Origin of the sequence: Paenibacillus sp. SAFN-117 (assembly GCF_051966115.1) — a bacterium.
Taxonomy (GTDB): domain Bacteria; phylum Bacillota; class Bacilli; order Paenibacillales; family NBRC-103111; genus Paenibacillus_L; species Paenibacillus_L residui.
In genome coordinates this window covers 107,460-122,752 of record NZ_JBQCLK010000004.1, presented here as the reverse complement: position 1 = coordinate 122,752, position 15,293 = coordinate 107,460, and the positions used below count along the sequence as shown (strand labels likewise).

At 49.4% G+C, this 15,293-nt stretch carries 20 protein-coding genes and 1 tRNA gene; all 21 read left to right on the top strand.

Annotated features, from left to right (window positions below; translation table 11 throughout):
• Window positions 1-16: 16 nt before the first annotated feature.
• The 21 genes from plsY (at window position 17) to ACTHRH_RS04260 (ending at window position 15,098) form a co-directional block, all read left to right on the top strand.
• Window positions 17-610, top strand: a complete 594-nt coding sequence (plsY, locus tag ACTHRH_RS04360) for a glycerol-3-phosphate 1-O-acyltransferase PlsY (RefSeq protein ID WP_144933332.1) — start codon at window positions 17-19, stop codon at window positions 608-610.
• Window positions 611-646: 36 nt separating this feature from the next.
• Window positions 647-1,690 carry an NAD(P)H-dependent glycerol-3-phosphate dehydrogenase gene (locus ACTHRH_RS04355; protein WP_144933331.1) on the top strand — a complete coding sequence of 348 codons (1,044 nt, stop codon included), beginning with the start codon at window positions 647-649 and terminating at the stop codon, window positions 1,688-1,690.
• 83 nt (window positions 1,691-1,773) lie between these two features.
• A complete protein-coding gene (locus tag ACTHRH_RS04350; RefSeq protein WP_150959805.1) occupies window positions 1,774-2,052 on the top strand; it encodes a stage VI sporulation protein F in 279 nt (92 codons plus the stop codon).
• Window positions 2,053-2,278: 226 nt separating this feature from the next.
• Window positions 2,279-2,458, top strand: a complete 180-nt coding sequence (locus ACTHRH_RS04345; protein ID WP_144933329.1) for a DUF2768 family protein — start codon at window positions 2,279-2,281, stop codon at window positions 2,456-2,458.
• Window positions 2,459-2,481: 23 nt separating this feature from the next.
• Complete coding sequence (locus tag ACTHRH_RS04340) at window positions 2,482-2,775, top strand: 2Fe-2S iron-sulfur cluster-binding protein (protein ID WP_144933328.1); 294 nt, start codon at window positions 2,482-2,484, stop codon at window positions 2,773-2,775.
• 231 nt (window positions 2,776-3,006) lie between these two features.
• Window positions 3,007-3,588 carry a nucleotidyltransferase domain-containing protein gene (locus tag ACTHRH_RS04335; RefSeq protein ID WP_150959806.1) on the top strand — a complete coding sequence of 194 codons (582 nt, stop codon included), beginning with the start codon at window positions 3,007-3,009 and terminating at the stop codon, window positions 3,586-3,588.
• A 73-nt stretch (window positions 3,589-3,661) separates the two neighbouring features.
• On the top strand, window positions 3,662-4,021 hold the full coding sequence (locus ACTHRH_RS04330) for a 2Fe-2S iron-sulfur cluster-binding protein (protein ID WP_150959807.1): 360 nt from the start codon (window positions 3,662-3,664) through the stop codon (window positions 4,019-4,021).
• Between the two features lies 1 nt (window position 4,022).
• Window positions 4,023-4,781 (top strand): hypothetical protein, encoded by a 759-nt coding sequence (locus ACTHRH_RS04325; RefSeq protein ID WP_144933325.1) that lies wholly within the window; start codon window positions 4,023-4,025, stop codon window positions 4,779-4,781.
• A gap of 344 nt (window positions 4,782-5,125) precedes the next feature.
• Window positions 5,126-6,604: a stage IV sporulation protein A gene (gene spoIVA / locus ACTHRH_RS04320; RefSeq protein WP_144933324.1), complete on the top strand. Its 1,479-nt coding sequence runs from the start codon at window positions 5,126-5,128 to the stop codon at window positions 6,602-6,604.
• Between the two features lie 208 nt (window positions 6,605-6,812).
• A complete protein-coding gene (locus ACTHRH_RS04315; protein ID WP_144933323.1) occupies window positions 6,813-7,085 on the top strand; it encodes an HU family DNA-binding protein in 273 nt (90 codons plus the stop codon).
• Window positions 7,086-7,479: 394 nt separating this feature from the next.
• Window positions 7,480-7,553, top strand: a tRNA-Pro gene (locus ACTHRH_RS04310).
• 236 nt (window positions 7,554-7,789) lie between these two features.
• Window positions 7,790-8,017 (top strand): trp RNA-binding attenuation protein MtrB, encoded by a 228-nt coding sequence (gene mtrB, locus ACTHRH_RS04305; protein ID WP_186328195.1) that lies wholly within the window; start codon window positions 7,790-7,792, stop codon window positions 8,015-8,017.
• Between the two features lie 118 nt (window positions 8,018-8,135).
• Window positions 8,136-8,672, top strand: a complete 537-nt coding sequence (locus ACTHRH_RS04300; protein WP_144933322.1) for a hypothetical protein — start codon at window positions 8,136-8,138, stop codon at window positions 8,670-8,672.
• Between the two features lie 227 nt (window positions 8,673-8,899).
• Complete coding sequence (locus ACTHRH_RS04295; protein ID WP_144933321.1) at window positions 8,900-9,763, top strand: heptaprenyl diphosphate synthase component 1; 864 nt, start codon at window positions 8,900-8,902, stop codon at window positions 9,761-9,763.
• 11 nt (window positions 9,764-9,774) lie between these two features.
• Window positions 9,775-10,488, top strand: coding sequence for a demethylmenaquinone methyltransferase (locus tag ACTHRH_RS04290; protein WP_150959808.1), 714 nt, complete (start codon window positions 9,775-9,777; stop codon window positions 10,486-10,488).
• 7 nt (window positions 10,489-10,495) lie between these two features.
• The gene (locus ACTHRH_RS04285; RefSeq protein WP_150959809.1) at window positions 10,496-11,362 is read left to right on the top strand and encodes a UbiA-like polyprenyltransferase; all 867 of its coding nucleotides are present in this window, start codon (window positions 10,496-10,498) and stop codon (window positions 11,360-11,362) included.
• Window position 11,363: 1 nt separating this feature from the next.
• The gene (locus tag ACTHRH_RS04280; protein WP_144933318.1) at window positions 11,364-12,002 is read left to right on the top strand and encodes a UbiX family flavin prenyltransferase; all 639 of its coding nucleotides are present in this window, start codon (window positions 11,364-11,366) and stop codon (window positions 12,000-12,002) included.
• Window positions 11,962-12,825: a menaquinone biosynthetic enzyme MqnA/MqnD family protein gene (locus ACTHRH_RS04275; protein WP_379285581.1), complete on the top strand. Its 864-nt coding sequence runs from the start codon at window positions 11,962-11,964 to the stop codon at window positions 12,823-12,825. The genes ACTHRH_RS04280 and ACTHRH_RS04275 overlap by 41 nt, the downstream gene beginning before the upstream one ends.
• The gene (locus ACTHRH_RS04270; protein WP_144933316.1) at window positions 12,822-13,796 is read left to right on the top strand and encodes a polyprenyl synthetase family protein; all 975 of its coding nucleotides are present in this window, start codon (window positions 12,822-12,824) and stop codon (window positions 13,794-13,796) included. Before ACTHRH_RS04275 ends, ACTHRH_RS04270 begins: the two co-directional genes overlap by 4 nt.
• A 32-nt stretch (window positions 13,797-13,828) precedes the next feature.
• Window positions 13,829-14,272 carry a nucleoside-diphosphate kinase gene (ndk, locus tag ACTHRH_RS04265; RefSeq protein WP_144933315.1) on the top strand — a complete coding sequence of 148 codons (444 nt, stop codon included), beginning with the start codon at window positions 13,829-13,831 and terminating at the stop codon, window positions 14,270-14,272.
• Between the two features lie 46 nt (window positions 14,273-14,318).
• Window positions 14,319-15,098 (top strand): CheR family methyltransferase, encoded by a 780-nt coding sequence (locus ACTHRH_RS04260; RefSeq protein ID WP_440414270.1) that lies wholly within the window; start codon window positions 14,319-14,321, stop codon window positions 15,096-15,098.
• Window positions 15,099-15,293 lie beyond the last annotated feature (195 nt).

Here is a 15,293-nt window from a genome sequence, read left to right as displayed (position 1 = left end):
TTAAGGGGGAGCGCGAGTGCAAGTTTTTGCAGCATTGATTATCAGTTATCTTCTTGGTTCCATCAGCTTCAGCTTTCTTGCGGGGAAGCTGCTGAAGGGAATCGATATCCGCAAGCATGGAAGCGGTAACGCCGGGGCAACCAATACTTTGAGAATATTGGGCAAGGGACCGGCCATCGCTGTGCTTGCTCTGGATGTGATTAAAGGAATCGCCGCAGTATGGATTGGACGATGGCTCGGAGGAGAAAACGATTGGGTGCCGGTATGGGCCGGACTTTCCGTTATTGCAGGGCATAACTGGCCGGTATATTTCGGCTTTAAAGGGGGCAAAGGGATAGCGACCGCTATCGGCGTGACGGCGACCCTCTGCTTCCTGCCCGCTCTGTTTGCCGGAATTATTGCCATCGGCTCTATATTCATAACAAGGTACGTATCGTTGGGTTCTCTTATTTTTACTGGCCTACTTCCTATTTCTATATGGATAATGGGAGAACCTCTACCGGTATTGATCGGCAGCTTGCTTATTGCCGTATTTTCCTTTGTCCGTCACCGGACGAATATTATGAAGCTGATTCGCGGACAGGAGAACAAGCTGGGAAGCAAACGATGATCCCGCTGGGATCGTGAAGGAAGGAGCAGGAATACGATGGGAAAAAGCAAAACAACGGTCCTTGTAGCCGGAAGCTGGGGAACGGCGCTTGCAACGGTTCTGGCTTCGAATAACCACGAGGTCGTCCTGTGGACCCGGTCCGGACAGCAGGCGGAGGAAATCAACCGGACTCATCGCAACAGCCGGTTTCTGAAGGATACCGTGCTGCCTGACAATATTACAGCCACTACCTCCATCGAAGAGGCGGTCCGGGATTCGCGGGCTGTTCTTGTGGTCTCGCCTTCGCATGGCATGCGGGAGGTTGTTCGTCAAATCCGTCCTTGGCTTCGTCCCGATTCGTTATTAATTCATGCAACCAAAGGCTTCGAAGCGGATTCGCTCAAGCGCATGTCCACTGTCATCAGCGAGGAGCTGCCGGAATACGACCATGACCGAATTGTCGTATTGTCCGGTCCGAGTCATGCCGAGGAAGTGGTTCAGAAGAGCCCTACAACCGTGGTAGTGGCCGCTCAATGTCTGGAGACCGCATATGCGGCTCAAGATTTGCTGAATAACTCGTATTTTCGCGTTTATACGAATCCGGACGTCAGCGGCGTGGAAATCGGCGGCGCTCTGAAGAATATCATTGCTCTCGGAGCAGGGATGTCGGATGGCCTCGGCTTTGGGGATAATGCCAAGGCGGCGCTGATGACCCGCGGGTTGGCAGAGATCGCTCGGCTCGGCGCGGCGATGGGTGCCAGTCCTCTCACGTTCGCCGGTCTGGCGGGTGTCGGCGACTTGATCGTCACCTGCACCAGCCGGCACAGCCGGAATTGGCGTGCGGGCCATATGCTTGGACAGGGAGCCGCTCTGGAAGAAGTACTGGAAACTATGGGCATGGTCGTCGAAGGCGTGAAGACAACCAAGGCCGCTTACGCACTATCCGGCAAATATCAGGTCGAAATGCCGATTACAGCGGCTTTGTATGAGGTATTGTTCAATGGCAAACAGGCTAAAGATGCGGTAGAGGATTTAATGGGCCGCGTTCCAACGCATGAAATGGAAGAAGTGGCGCAGAGCGGACACCTTCGCTGGAATTAGATAGTACCCCGCCTACACATTTGCCGCTTTTCGTACATATTATACCTTAGTGCAACGAAGACTGGACTAAGGGAGGGGAAAGGATGAGCGGCAAACAAAACCCCAAAGACATATTGAACGTGGTCAAGAACAAGACCGGAAAATCCATTTCCGAGAGAGATATTCAGAAGCTGGCCAGTGGAGTGAAGCCGTCCACCTTGCAGAGCGAAGAGCAGCTCCGGCAGTTGATCCGCCAAGTATCGTCTCTGGTCAATGTGAAAGTGTCGGAATCCACTATGAATGATATTATTCAAGCGGTAAAAAGCAGCAAAGTGAATCCGAACAGTCTGGAGCAATTGATGAAAATGATATCCAAAAAATAATCTTGATTGAGGAATAGGGGCCGAGAAATCGGTCCTTTATTTTTTGCGGAATAACAGGGCTATTAAATCTCATGGAATCGAAGAGCTCTTATTTTCCCTGCCGTGTACACAGCTTGGATGTCCACACAATTGTCACCGATTTGTTGGTTAGACCGGATTACAAAAACAATTAGCAGAATGATATAATACATAAGATGCGGATTTTGGAAAGAGAGGTTATCAAATCTTGAGCAGTTTGGATAAAATGTGGGCATCGTTCGTTGCGATGGGCTTGATGCTGGTCGCTACCGTGCTGATTACGTATGCCAGACAAAAAACCAAAGGCTTTGTCCGATTTATCCTTTCTCTTATTGCGTTTCTTCTTTTTGTTCCGATTTTGCTGTACATGCTGCTTTCCATGATTTAACTGACATTGGAGGTAATCGAAGAATGCTCGAGCTTGTGGGCCGCTTTGGGAAGAAAACGGTACAACCTGAAACGGGCCTGTCCATTCTTGAACTGGCCCTTAAAAATAATGTAGACTGGGGATTTTCCTGTACAAGGGGGACTTGTGCCCGCTGCAGGTGCTACATTTCGCAAGGAATGGAATTACTCGAGGAACCTACGGAAGCGGAAATTGCCCGTCTGGATCCGGAGGAATTCGATGAGGGGTTCCGCCTCGGCTGTCAGGCCAGAATTAAAGAAATCGGACCGATTAAGGCTACCAACAAGACCTATTTCTAGAAGTCCGCACCAGGAAACGGAGGAGAAATCCGATCCCGCCGGACCCCACCTATTTTGAATGATTGAAATCGAACCCGGGCTCTTGCTGAAAGACCCCGGTCATTTCACTTTTCAGCTGCAGGTGCGGAATAAAGAATGGAAACCTATAGATGAGATGGTTATACTGTCTAACATCGTAAGAATCTGCTGAGAAGTTTAGTTTGGAGATTAGACCGGAAGGCGCGGTATACGATGAAGCTTGACGATAATGTAGAATACGCGATCAGAGTTATGGACGGGAAGCTGAAGAAAGCCCGCCACGACACCGTGTGGCTGCTTGGAGGAAGCAGCGGACTTCTGCTGCAGGGAGTCGATTTATCGCGGCAGCCCAGAGATATTGATGTATACACAGATTCGAAGGATGCGGAGGAGATTTATTCTCTGCTTAACGATTTCGCGACGGACAAGCTTGGGCCGAGTGAGACGGAAATTTATTCCTCCCGGCTTGCTCACTTCCATATTGCGGGCATGCCGCTAGAGCTGGTCTCGGATTTTCGGATTTCAACCGCTGCCGGCAGCTATCATGTCAATGTAGGCGCTTTGTTTCCTTACAGCCCGGAGGTTGGCTTGGGCGGATGTAAGGTACGTTTGATGCCGCTGGCTCATGAGCTGGTCTTTAACGTCCTCCGGGCGAGGGAGGATCGGTATGAGCCAATTGCCGCGAGAATGAAGCAGGCTCCCGATCAATACTTTCCCGCCTTGGAACGTATTGTGGAAGATAATCGGTTGACTCCGTCCGTTGTTGAGCAAATCAGCCGTTTGACAGAAGTTTGAAAATAAGGTAATATCCACTCCGATAAGCTCGGCAGGAATATGCCGTCGCATAAAGCCGGGAAAGGAAGATAGGATGAACGAGGTACGGTTTTGGCCTGATGAGAGGCAGATTAACGTTCGTCCAGGAACGACTTTGCTGGAGGCGGGCCGCAGGGCCAAGGCCCATATACGCACACGCTGCGGCGGAAGAGCCGCCTGCCTGATGTGCAAAGTCAAGGTGCCGGACCAGTCTGGGCTTACCCCTGCTAACCTGAACGAGAAGCAGAAGCTTGGCTCCCTGATTGGGGATGGATTCCGACTGGCATGTCAGGCTAGAGTAGCCGGGAATGTAGAGGTTCATATCCCGGAGGATCCGCTCAAGGCAGCGGTTCGCAAGCTGTTAGCCGAGAGGCAGGAGGAGGACGGGCTGAACATGCCCGGAAAGGATGAATGAGATGATAGCTGACTTGCGTTGGTCTAGACGCTGGAGGCAGCCGTTAACCGGTCTGATGCTGATACTGACGGTTATGCTGCTTAGCGGCTGCATGTATTCCGGCGAGGTGAAGAAGCGGAATGCTCCGGCCTCGGGGGAATTTATTGTCATTGTGCAGAATGCCGTTGACCAGTATAAAGAAAGAACCGGAGTACTGCCTATCAAAAATAAGGAAAGCGATACGCCAATATACGAAAAGTATTTCATTGATTTCAACAAACTGACTCAGTCCAACCTGCTGAGCATGGTTCCGACGAATTCGTTCGAGAACGGAGGAACCGCCATCTACGTTCTGGTGGATGTTGAAACAGAGCCCAAGGTGAAGCTGATGGATCTGCCCCTGTATCAGCAAATGGTGGATATTCAGCGAGAAGTATTCGCTTATAGGGACAAGCAGGGAAAGCTCCCTAAGGGGGAGAAGGTTGCGGAAGGCGTCTATTTGCTCGATTTTGAGCAGTTACGGATGAAGAAGCCGGTGATCCAGAGCCCGAATTCCGGCCAGACGCTTCCTGTTTTGGTGGAAGATACGGGTGACGTCTATATTGATTATGCACTCGATATAATGAAGGTAATGGAAAAGAAAGGTTCGGAAACGATCGGTCCCGATACGGATCTGCGCGAAATTCTTGTTGCGGAATCCTTGTTTGTGCCGGCGTGGTCCCTACCTTATAAATGGATTGACGGTATGCCCAAATTGGTAAACTCTTTCGGACAGAGCTGAATGCCCGATTTGAGAGAGGCAAGCTGTTACGCGAACTGCTTAATCCAAGCTCCGATAAACTCTATGGTCATTGATCTATGACTATAGAGTTTTTTTTGTAGAATAACCTGTTGCTCTCTCACATATATGATAGAAGTAGCCTTCTTTTATTGGGGGTTGGTCGAAAACTCCTTAGGAAAAGGAAGCGAGGGGGTTAAATGTTGTCATAATCCATAAACCTGTACATATAGTAGTACTAGTCCAATGTATGTACGAGTGTGGCCGCACACGAACCGATCCGGGAACGTTCTCCGGTTCGTCCAAAGCGCGTGCTTCGTCAATAAACCTTGTAGGAGGGGATCTTTTTGGAGAAAATCGATATTTTTAAGGACATCGCGGAACGAACCGGCGGTGACATCTACCTAGGAGTCGTGGGAGCGGTCCGCACTGGGAAATCAACATTCATCAAGCGGTTTATGGAAGCAGGAGTATTGCCAAATATTCGCAATGAGGCGGACCGTGTGCGCGCGACGGATGAGCTGCCGCAAAGCGCCGCTGGAAGAACCATTATGACGACGGAGCCGAAGTTCGTTCCTAACAATGCGGTGCAAATCACCGTGACGGAAGGGTTAAATGTCAATGTGCGCCTGGTGGATTGCGTCGGTTATGCGGTGGAAGGGGCCAAGGGATACGAGGATGAGAACGGCCCGAGAATGATTTCGACCCCATGGTTCGACGATCCGATTCCGTTCCAGGAAGCGGCCGAGATCGGCACGCGCAAGGTCATTCAAGAGCATTCCACACTCGGGGTTGTCATTACAACGGACGGCAGCATTTCGGAAATTCCACGTTCCTCCTACGTAGAGGCCGAGGAAAGGGTCGTCGCCGAGCTGAAGGAAGTCGGCAAACCGTTCATCCTGATCATTAATACGATGAAACCATACAGTGATTCCGCACAGGAGCTTCGTCATGAATTGGCCGCCAAATACGATATCCCGGTTATGGCGATGAGTGTAGCGACAATGGGCGAAGAAGAATGTATGTCCGTTCTTCGCGAGGTGCTCTACGAATTCCCTGTTCACGAAGTGAACGTCAACCTGCCCAGCTGGGTCATGGTTCTGAAGGAAAACCATTGGCTGCGCACCAGCTTTGAGAGCTCGGTCAGAGAGACTGTACAGGACATCCGCAGGCTGCGGGATGTAGACCGGGTCGTGGGGCAATTCTCGGAATATGACTTTATTGACAGGGCGGCTTTGGCCGGAATGAACATGGGTCAGGGCGTCGCCGAGATCGACTTGTACGCTCCGGACGAATTGTATGACAAAATATTGATGGAAGTCGTCGGGGTGGAAATCCGCGGCAAAGATCATCTGCTGCAATTGATGCAGGAATTCACTCATGCGAAGAGGGAGTATGACCAATTTGCGGAAGCGTTGGAAATGGTGAAGACAACCGGCTACGGCATCGCTCCTCCGACTCTTGCGGAAATGGCGCTTGACGAACCCGAATTGATCCGTCAGGGCTCTCGCTTCGGGGTTCGGTTGAGGGCAACGGCGCCATCCATTCACATGATTCGGGTAGACGTGGAATCCGAATTCTCGCCGATCATCGGCACCGAGAAGCAAAGCGAAGAATTGGTGCGCTACCTGATGCAGGATTTCGAGGAAAATCCGCTCAAGATATGGGAATCCGATATTTTTGGACGGTCGCTGCATTCCATCGTACGCGAAGGAATTCAAGGAAAATTGGCGATGATGCCGGATAATGCGCGTTATAAACTGCAGGAAACTTTGGGCCGGATCATTAATGAAGGCTCTGGCGGTTTGATCGCAATCATCCTTTAAATAAGAGCAGGTCATGGTTTAAAGAGCACTCCCCGGAGTGTTCTTTATTTTTATTTTTTAAAAAAAGATTGTAGAATACTTGAAAATGCAACAAAGGTGTATTACTATAAATTTGTTCGTTTTTCCTTGTAAATACGTATATTTTGCGAGTAATCCGTTAACACATGGAGTAAGGACATTTAATTATCGTTGGAGGAGGTGAAAGACTATGAATAAATCCGAATTGATTGCTAAAGTGGCTGAAACGTCGGAGCTGTCCAAGAAAGACGCTACTAAGGCTGTTGAAGCCGTATTCGATGCTATTTCCGAAGCTCTGAAAAGCGGTGATAAAGTCCAATTGGTAGGTTTTGGAAACTTTGAAGTTCGTGAGCGTTCCGCGCGTAAAGGACGGAATCCGCAAACGGGTGAAGAAATCGATATCGCAGCCAGCAAAGTACCTGCGTTTAAACCAGGGAAAGCTCTGAGAGATGGAATTCAATAATCTCCTGTTTACATATCCGATTTCATAAACCGTGCCGCCTTGTCGCGCACGGTTTTTTCAACTTATAAAAGTATAAATTTCACCTTATATCTGTTCTTACCACATTAGAAAGTTTAAGTTCATTAAGCATTAAAATGGAACAAACTTTCTAATTGGCATAAAAAGCTTCCTCTAATACCGGGTTAATCATCTTCGAGATGGCTCCGTTAGGAGCTTTTTTTACATTTCATCGTTAAACACGCCTGCCCAAAGGACGATAGCCGTTTATCCTTGTTTCGAATCATTGGGCACTGCGGCAGTGGAAGCCGCCCGACAGGAAGAATACAACAAATAAGGAATAAGGTCTTGACTTACCGGTTGGGAGGCGATATACTAATTTTTGCAGCTTATGCATCGGGGTATAGCGCAGCCTGGTAGCGCGCACCCTTGGGGTGGGTGAGGTCGCAGGTTCAAATCCTGTTACTCCGATTTTATGTTCCATAACCACTTTCTTCAGTGTACTTTGTACACAGGGGAGAGTGGTTTTGCTTTATTGATCGCTATTTTTGAAAACAGCATGTCCTGCACTTCGCTTCTTTTTGATGCAATGCCTCTAACTAGATTGAGCTGATCGATTGGAAGTCGAAGATTCACTTCCCCGGTTGACATTGTCCTGTTTTTTTAGCATCATTAGGAAACAGAAGAGATTCTTCATGTTTGGGAGGATGCCGATCTTGAATAATCAAGGTGACTTTTTTATTATTAAGGCCAAGGATAATGGAGTGCATGTTATCGGGTTGACGAGAGGGAACGACACCCGGTTCCACCACACGGAGAAGCTGGACAAGGGTGAGGTTATGATCGCCCAGTTTACCGAGCATACATCGGCGGTTAAAGTGAGGGGCAAGGCAACGATCATGACGAAGTTCGGAGTCATGGAGACGGACGATTAAATGCAGTTAGCAGGCATAGCCTGCTTTTTTTCATTGTACAATGGTGGTAGGCAATCATTTATGAAGACAAGGTAATTCGCCTGAAAATCCTTATGCGGGTAAAGGGAGGTCTCTTCAAATGAAATGGCCAGCCGCCATTCTGTCGGTTTGTCTGATTACTGCCGCTATAGCATTGTTTCTCAGCACTCTGCCTCAGTGGGAGAGGTTCAATTTGATGAATGATAACGAGCTGGCGGTGTTCAAGGAAAATCATTCAACGCGCTTGAGCGATGAGAATCTGGTAGATAAAATGACCATGCTTCCTCTACAGCTTAACATCCGCCGGGTAGATTGGAATAACTCGATCTTGTCGATCGATCTGGGAGCTCCCGCCGGATCGACAGCCAGCCGTGTGTATCATGATCTTTACGAATTGTCGAAATTCGGGTTGCAAAACCATACCAATGTAGATCAGGTGCTAGTACGGGTGATGGAAGCCTCCAGCGTTAGCCGCGAACGAAACGGCCTGCTGCTTGTCTCGATGGATGCGCGCAAGGAGAGGGTTCAGGGACAAGAAGCGCTGAAGGAGCTGAGCGGCCAGGATGTCCGGCAATATTTGCAATCCCGATACCGTATCACCTATACGCAGAAATGGAAGGATGTATACGCCTACTGACGGGCCATTCTGATAAAAGTAAATTGACAGCCCATAACGTAAGTAAGGATCGCCTGCGGGCGTCGTCAGGCTCGTTAGAACAGCGGCTGCACGCCTGCCCCGTCCGGTTTTCCTTCGTTCACTTTTTCGTAATAATTGGCCGGACGGTTGATTGTACGATCTCTGTCAGGTTATGCTATAATTATATGTTGTATTTATCATGCACTTGGTATGTTCGGAGGCGGCGTATGACGAAATCTCGAATTCAAGAAATGGCGAAGCCGTACATGGAGTATGATATGATCCAGAGTCATACTTCCCTGCCTGACTTTCCGGAAGCCCGGACAAGACTGCTGCTAGCCTTTTTAAATGCCAAAGGAATTCAGGAAGAAAACCGAAATTTATTTGCACTAGTGACATCTCTCGTTCAGGTTGGTCTGGATACGCATGACCAGGTTCCGGAATCGAATGAGCTTAAAGAACAGAACGAAGCGCGTTCACGCCAACTAAAGGTGCTGGCAGGCGCTTATTTCAGTTCGAGATTTTACAATCTTCTGTCTCAGGCCGGACAAATTGATATTATTAAGCAGCTGTCTCTATCCATCTGTGAGGTTAACCGCATGAAGATGAATTTCTATTTGCAGATGAAGCAGCTGAAGCTGACGGCGGAGGAATATTTGCAGCAATCCGTCAATATCAAGACACAGTTGTTCCTGTCCTTCAACAAGATGATCTCGGACGGATATCTGAAGGTTTGGCCCGAAATATTAACCGGCTTTACAAAGTGCGAGGTGCTTGTGAAAGAAATGTTCCGAGCGGATTCGCTGCACCAATTTCGCAACAGTTGGGGCTTTTGGCATTTGCTGCAGTTTGGAACCAAGGAGGAGCGTTCTTATCTTTCCTCGGACAAAACCGACGGAGGACTGATCCGTTCTATGCTGCAGAAGTATAATATCGCCGGCAAGCTCTCCCAGATGCTGGACGAACAATTGGAGCATCTGAAAGAAATCATCCGGAAGCTGGAGCCGTCGAATTTAACCGAAGAGCTCTTCCGGCTGCAGGAAACCTACTACAGGTTTGTCGGCATGCCGCAATTGTTGGAAGAAAGATGAGGTGAGGCAGAGTGAAATCGAAGGAAGAATTTGTTCATTCCGTTTTTGAAAGCATAGCGCCGAAGTACGATATGATGAACAGCATTCTCAGCTTTAACCAACATAAGCTTTGGCGCAAATTTACGATGCGCAAGCTGAACGTGCAAGCCGGAGACAGCGCCATTGATCTCTGCTGCGGAACCTGTGACTGGACGATCAGTCTGGCTCAAGCCAGCGGAACCGGAGAGATTGTCGGGCTGGACTTTAGCCGCAATATGCTGGATTACGGGGCGGCCAAGGTAGAGAAGCTCGGTTTGGACAAGCAGATTTCGCTCGTTCAAGGAAACGCTATGGAGCTGCCATTTGACGATAACACCTTTGACTATGCCACGATCGGCTTCGCTTTGCGGAATGTCCCCGATTTCAAGCAGGTCATCCGGGAAATGCAGCGGGTGGTGAAGCCCGGCGGCAAGGTGGTTTCACTGGAGCTGTCCAAGCCGACTTGGCAGCCGTTCAAGGGCATTTATTATTTTTACTTTCAGAATATCCTACCGCTTCTCGGGAAATTAATCGCCGGAAAGCATGAGCAGTACAAATGGCTTCCAGAATCCCTGGTTCATTTTCCAGACTATAAACAGCTGGCGGCCATCTTTGAGGAAATAGGACTGGAGAACGTCCAAACCTATCCTTTAACCGGAGGCATAGCTGCCTTACATATAGGGGATAAACCCAATAATCGCAGGTGAAACCTTAATGTTGAATAAAGTAAAAGTTTTTCTTGAAATGATTAAGTTCGAACATACGCTGTTCGCCTTGCCCTTCGCTTATATGGGATCGCTGCTGGGAGCCTTTGTTATGTTCGGGGAATTTCCGAGCTGGGCGCAAATCGGATGGGTTACCTTGGCCATGGTTGGGGCGAGAAGCGCCGCCATGGGCCTTAACCGGCTGATCGACAGAGCGATTGACAAGAAGAATCCGCGTACCGCAGGAAGGGCCATACCGGCGGGGTTATTGACGTCGAAGGAAGTTTATATTTTTATTGTGGTGTCCTTTGTCCTGCTATTTATTGCCGCCTCTCAACTCAATGCGCTTGCGATGAAACTGCTGCCCATAGCGGTCTTTTTTCTTGTTTTCTACTCGTATACGAAACGATTTACCTGGAGCTGCCACATTATCCTGGGATTGACGATTGCCCTTGCCCCATTGGGCGGGTGGGTTGCGGTCACCGGTGAGATTACCTGGACAGCGTTTATTTTTTATATTGCGATTGCTTTCTGGACAGCCGGGTTCGATGTCATCTATGCTTGCCAAGATACGGATTTCGACCGGGAGGAAGGATTGCATTCTATTCCCAGCCGTTTTGGAGTAGCTAAGGCCCTGTGGATAGCTAAAGCGTTCCATGTCATCACCGCGATCGGACTAAGCGCATTGTTTTTCATTACCGACTTAAGCTGGTGGTATTTCGCCGGTCTCATTATTTCTTATTTAATTCTTTTCTATGAGCATTGGATTGTCTCCCCGAAAGATTTGTCCCGTTTAAATACTGCTTTCTTCACGATGAACGGCGTATTGAGCGTCGTTGTATTCGTCTTTACTTTAATCGATCTGGTGGTGATGTAAGATGGCCAGGGAGAAATGGATTGTTGGAATGACAGGTGCCAGTGGCGTCATTTATGGAGTCCGTCTATGCGAGGAGCTGCTGGCAAGGGGAGAGACGGTTCATCTGATCATTACGGATGCCGGATGGCGGGTGCTGCATGATGAATTGGATTGGAGCGCTTCTCCGCGCAGGAGGGACACGCTGAAGGAGCACTTTAAAGATTTGCCGGGGGAACTGATCTATCATCCCATACAGGATATTGGAGCAAGTGTAGCCAGCGGAACGTTCCTGACGAAAGGCATGGTTGTCATCCCGTGCTCCATGGGAACCTTGTCGGGGATTGCCCGGGGTTCATCCGATAATTTGCTGGAGAGAGCGGCCGATGTCATGATGAAGGAAGGCAGGAAGCTGATTCTCGTTCCCCGCGAAACTCCGCTGCACGCCATACACTTGGAAAATATGCTGACTCTTGCGAGAATGGGGATCCGGATCATTCCGGCCATGCCGGGATTTTACCAGAAGCCTTCATCTTTGGATGAAGTGGTCGATTTTATGGTGGGCAAAGTTTTGGACTCCATGGAGATAGAACACGATCTGTATATAAGATGGGGAGAAGGCAATGGAAAACAAAACAAAGAAAATTCGGATAGGCAGAATTAATTATACGAATGTTTGGCCGATCTTTTATTATTTTCCGATGGAGCAGTTTCAAGAAGAGGCCGAGCAGCTTCTGCAGGTGCCGACGAGCTTGAATAAAGCACTGGCAGAAGGTAAGATCGATATGGGACCGATTTCTTCCTTCGCTTATGGGCAATACTTTAAAGACTGTGTGTTATTTCCCGATCTGTCCGTGAGCGCTTTCGGCAGAGTCAATTCGATTCTGCTGTTTCATCGTCGGCCATTGGAGGAGATTGTCCATGGAACGATCGCGCTGCCCACGACTTCGGCAAGCTCCGTCAATCTGCTGAAAATCATTATTTCGAAATATTATGGGGGCCGGCCGACCTATTTCTATGCTTCTCCATCGTTAGATGATATGATGAAAGAGTCCGATGCGGCATTGCTGATCGGAGACGATGCCATTCGGGCCAGTTGGAGCCGATCGGGTTACCAGGTCACTGATCTTGGTCAGCTGTGGAATCACTGGACGGGGAAATCAATGACCTTCGCCGTTTGGGCGATTCGGGAACAGGCGCTGCGAGAACGACCGGAAGTGGTCCGGCGCATTTATGAGGCGTTCTGCTGGAGTAAGGAGCAGGGAATGGCCCGCCCGGAAGAGATGATCCGCGATGCCCAGTCGTCGATCGGCGGAAGCGAATTGTACTGGAAGCAGTATTTCCAGCAGCTAACCTACGACTTCGGCCCCGCTCAATGGGAAGGCCTCCGGCTGTACTACCAATACGGTTGGGAGCTTGGACTGCTGGAGGAGCCCGTATCGCTGAAAATCTGGCACGATAATTCCGTCATACAGGTGAACGAATGAAAATAATTGATATTTACGCCAGAATCAAGAAGGATTTAAACTATCTCGAGAAAGAACTGTTAAAAAGCGTTCATTCCGATCATCCCGAGCTGCGGGAGACGTCCAGCCACCTGTTGAAGGCGGGAGGCAAGCGTCTGCGGCCTGTGTTTGTATTGCTGGCCGGGCAGTTCGGGGATTACGATTTGGATAAATTGAAATACATAGCCATTCCAATGGAGCTTATTCATATGGCAAGTCTCGTTCACGACGATGTGATCGACGATGCCGATACCCGCAGAGGTCAGCTGACCGTGAAATCCAAATGGGATAATCGGATAGCGATGTATACGGGGGATTATATATTTGCCAAAGCGATAGGGGTAGCGACTCAATTGTCGAACCCCACTATCCATCAAATCATGTCCAAGGCCATCGTCGAACTTTGTATCGGAGAGATGGAGCAGATTCGTTATTTCTTCCATACTGGTCAAACGCTCCGCAATTATTTGCTGAGGATCAAGAGAAAGACGGCTTTGCTGATTGCGATTAGCTGTCAGCTTGGGGCGATCGCCTCAGGGGTTCCGGAGACGATCTCCAACCGATTGTATCTGTACGGATACAACGTAGGGATGGCGTTCCAGATCCGGGATGATTTGCTGGACATTACCGGGACCGAGAAGGAGCTGGGCAAACCGCCGGGCAGCGATGTCAAGCAGGGCAACATTACCTTGCCCATTCTGTGTGCTCTCAGGGAGGACAAGCTCCGCGCACCTCTTCTCGAAGAATTGAACCGGATCCGCGCCGCGGAAGGCCAGACCGATGTCAGCCGCTTCCTCGATATAGTGCGGGGAAGCGAAGGAGTCCGCCAAGCGGAGGAGCTTGCGTCCCGATATATTGACCGAGCGATACAGGCGCTTGGCCCGCTTCCCGAAATTCAAGCCAAGAAAGATCTGATCAGAGTAGCTCATTTTGTTGGGAATCGTTCTTACTGAATGATTGATAATACAAAACAGGAGTGATGGAAATGGAAAAAACATTTTTGATGGTAAAGCCTGATGGGGTCCAACGCGGATTGATCGGGGAGATCGTTAAGCGCTTTGAGCAGAAAGGATTTCAACTGGTGGCCGGCAAGCTGATGGTCATTTCCCGTGAGCAGGCCGAATATCACTATGCGGAGCACAAGGGCAAGCCGTTTTACGAGGACCTGGTAAGCTTCATTACTTCGGGACCCGTATTTGCTATGGTGTGGCAGGGAGATCAGGTCATCGCCCTTTCCCGTCTCATGATGGGCAAGACCAATACTCTGGATGCGCAGCCGGGAACCATTCGCGGAGATTTCGCCGTCCATACCGGAATGAATCTGATTCACGGATCCGATTCGCCGGAAAGTGCGGAACGGGAAATCAACAATTTCTTTAAGCCTGAGGAAATCGCCGGCTACGATAAAGTATTGAATAAATGGATATAAGCTAGGGTTTATCAGTAATCATCAGGCCATGGGAGAGGAGCCGGACTTGGAGGACAAAGACTTTACGCTCTTTATGGAAAACGTGAAAAGCTTGACTGCGATAGACTTGACGCAGTATAAAGAAGCTCAAATGAAACGCAGGCTGACCACCTTTCGGATGAAGAAGGGCTTTGCGACCTTCCGGGAGCTGTATGCGGCGATGTCTTCGGATAAGGGGCTTCTGAACGAATTCCTCGATCGAATGACGATTAATGTATCGGAATTTTTTCGCAATCCGAACCGGTGGGACGCTTTACAGCACAAATTTTTGCCTGAGATGATTAAGCAGGGAGGACGCTTGAAATGCTGGAGCGCCGCTTGCTCTACCGGCGAAGAGCCTTATACGCTTGCCATGATCCTGAGCGAGCATAATGCTTTGGCGTCGGCTTCGCTTCTGGCTACCGATCTGGATGAGGGAGTGCTGGCCAAGGCCAGGGAGGGCTTCTACTCTGAACGATCGGTACAGGAGGTTCCGGCTCCATTGCTGGATAAATATTTTGTCAAGGAGAATGGGGGCTACCGGTTGATCAGGGACCGGTTTCGGACTGTGGAATTTCGCCGGCATAATCTGCTGGAAGACCGGTTTGAGCCCGATTTCGATTTGATTATTTGCCGAAATGTCATGATTTACTTCACGGAGGAAGCGAAGCAGCTTCTTTACCGGAAGTTTTCGGATGCGCTCAAACCAGGGGGCATCCTGTTCGTAGGCAGCACGGAGCAAATTTTCTCACCGGGCAAATTCGGGTTGGAGCCGGCCGACACTTTCTTCTATCGAAAAAAACTGTAAGATTCTAAGTATAATTTTTTCCAATCTCTCCAATACTGTGAGCAAAGGCTCCTGACAGGCACGGTGCAGAGTTCTTATGACGGCTCCGGGCCTGGTTTCCGGAAGGTATGGGCCCAATCTTCTTAAGTCTATAGGTTTTGTGAAGAATCCAGCCTATGTTTGCATCAGAACAGCTTTCCCGGAAGCGTCCGCTTT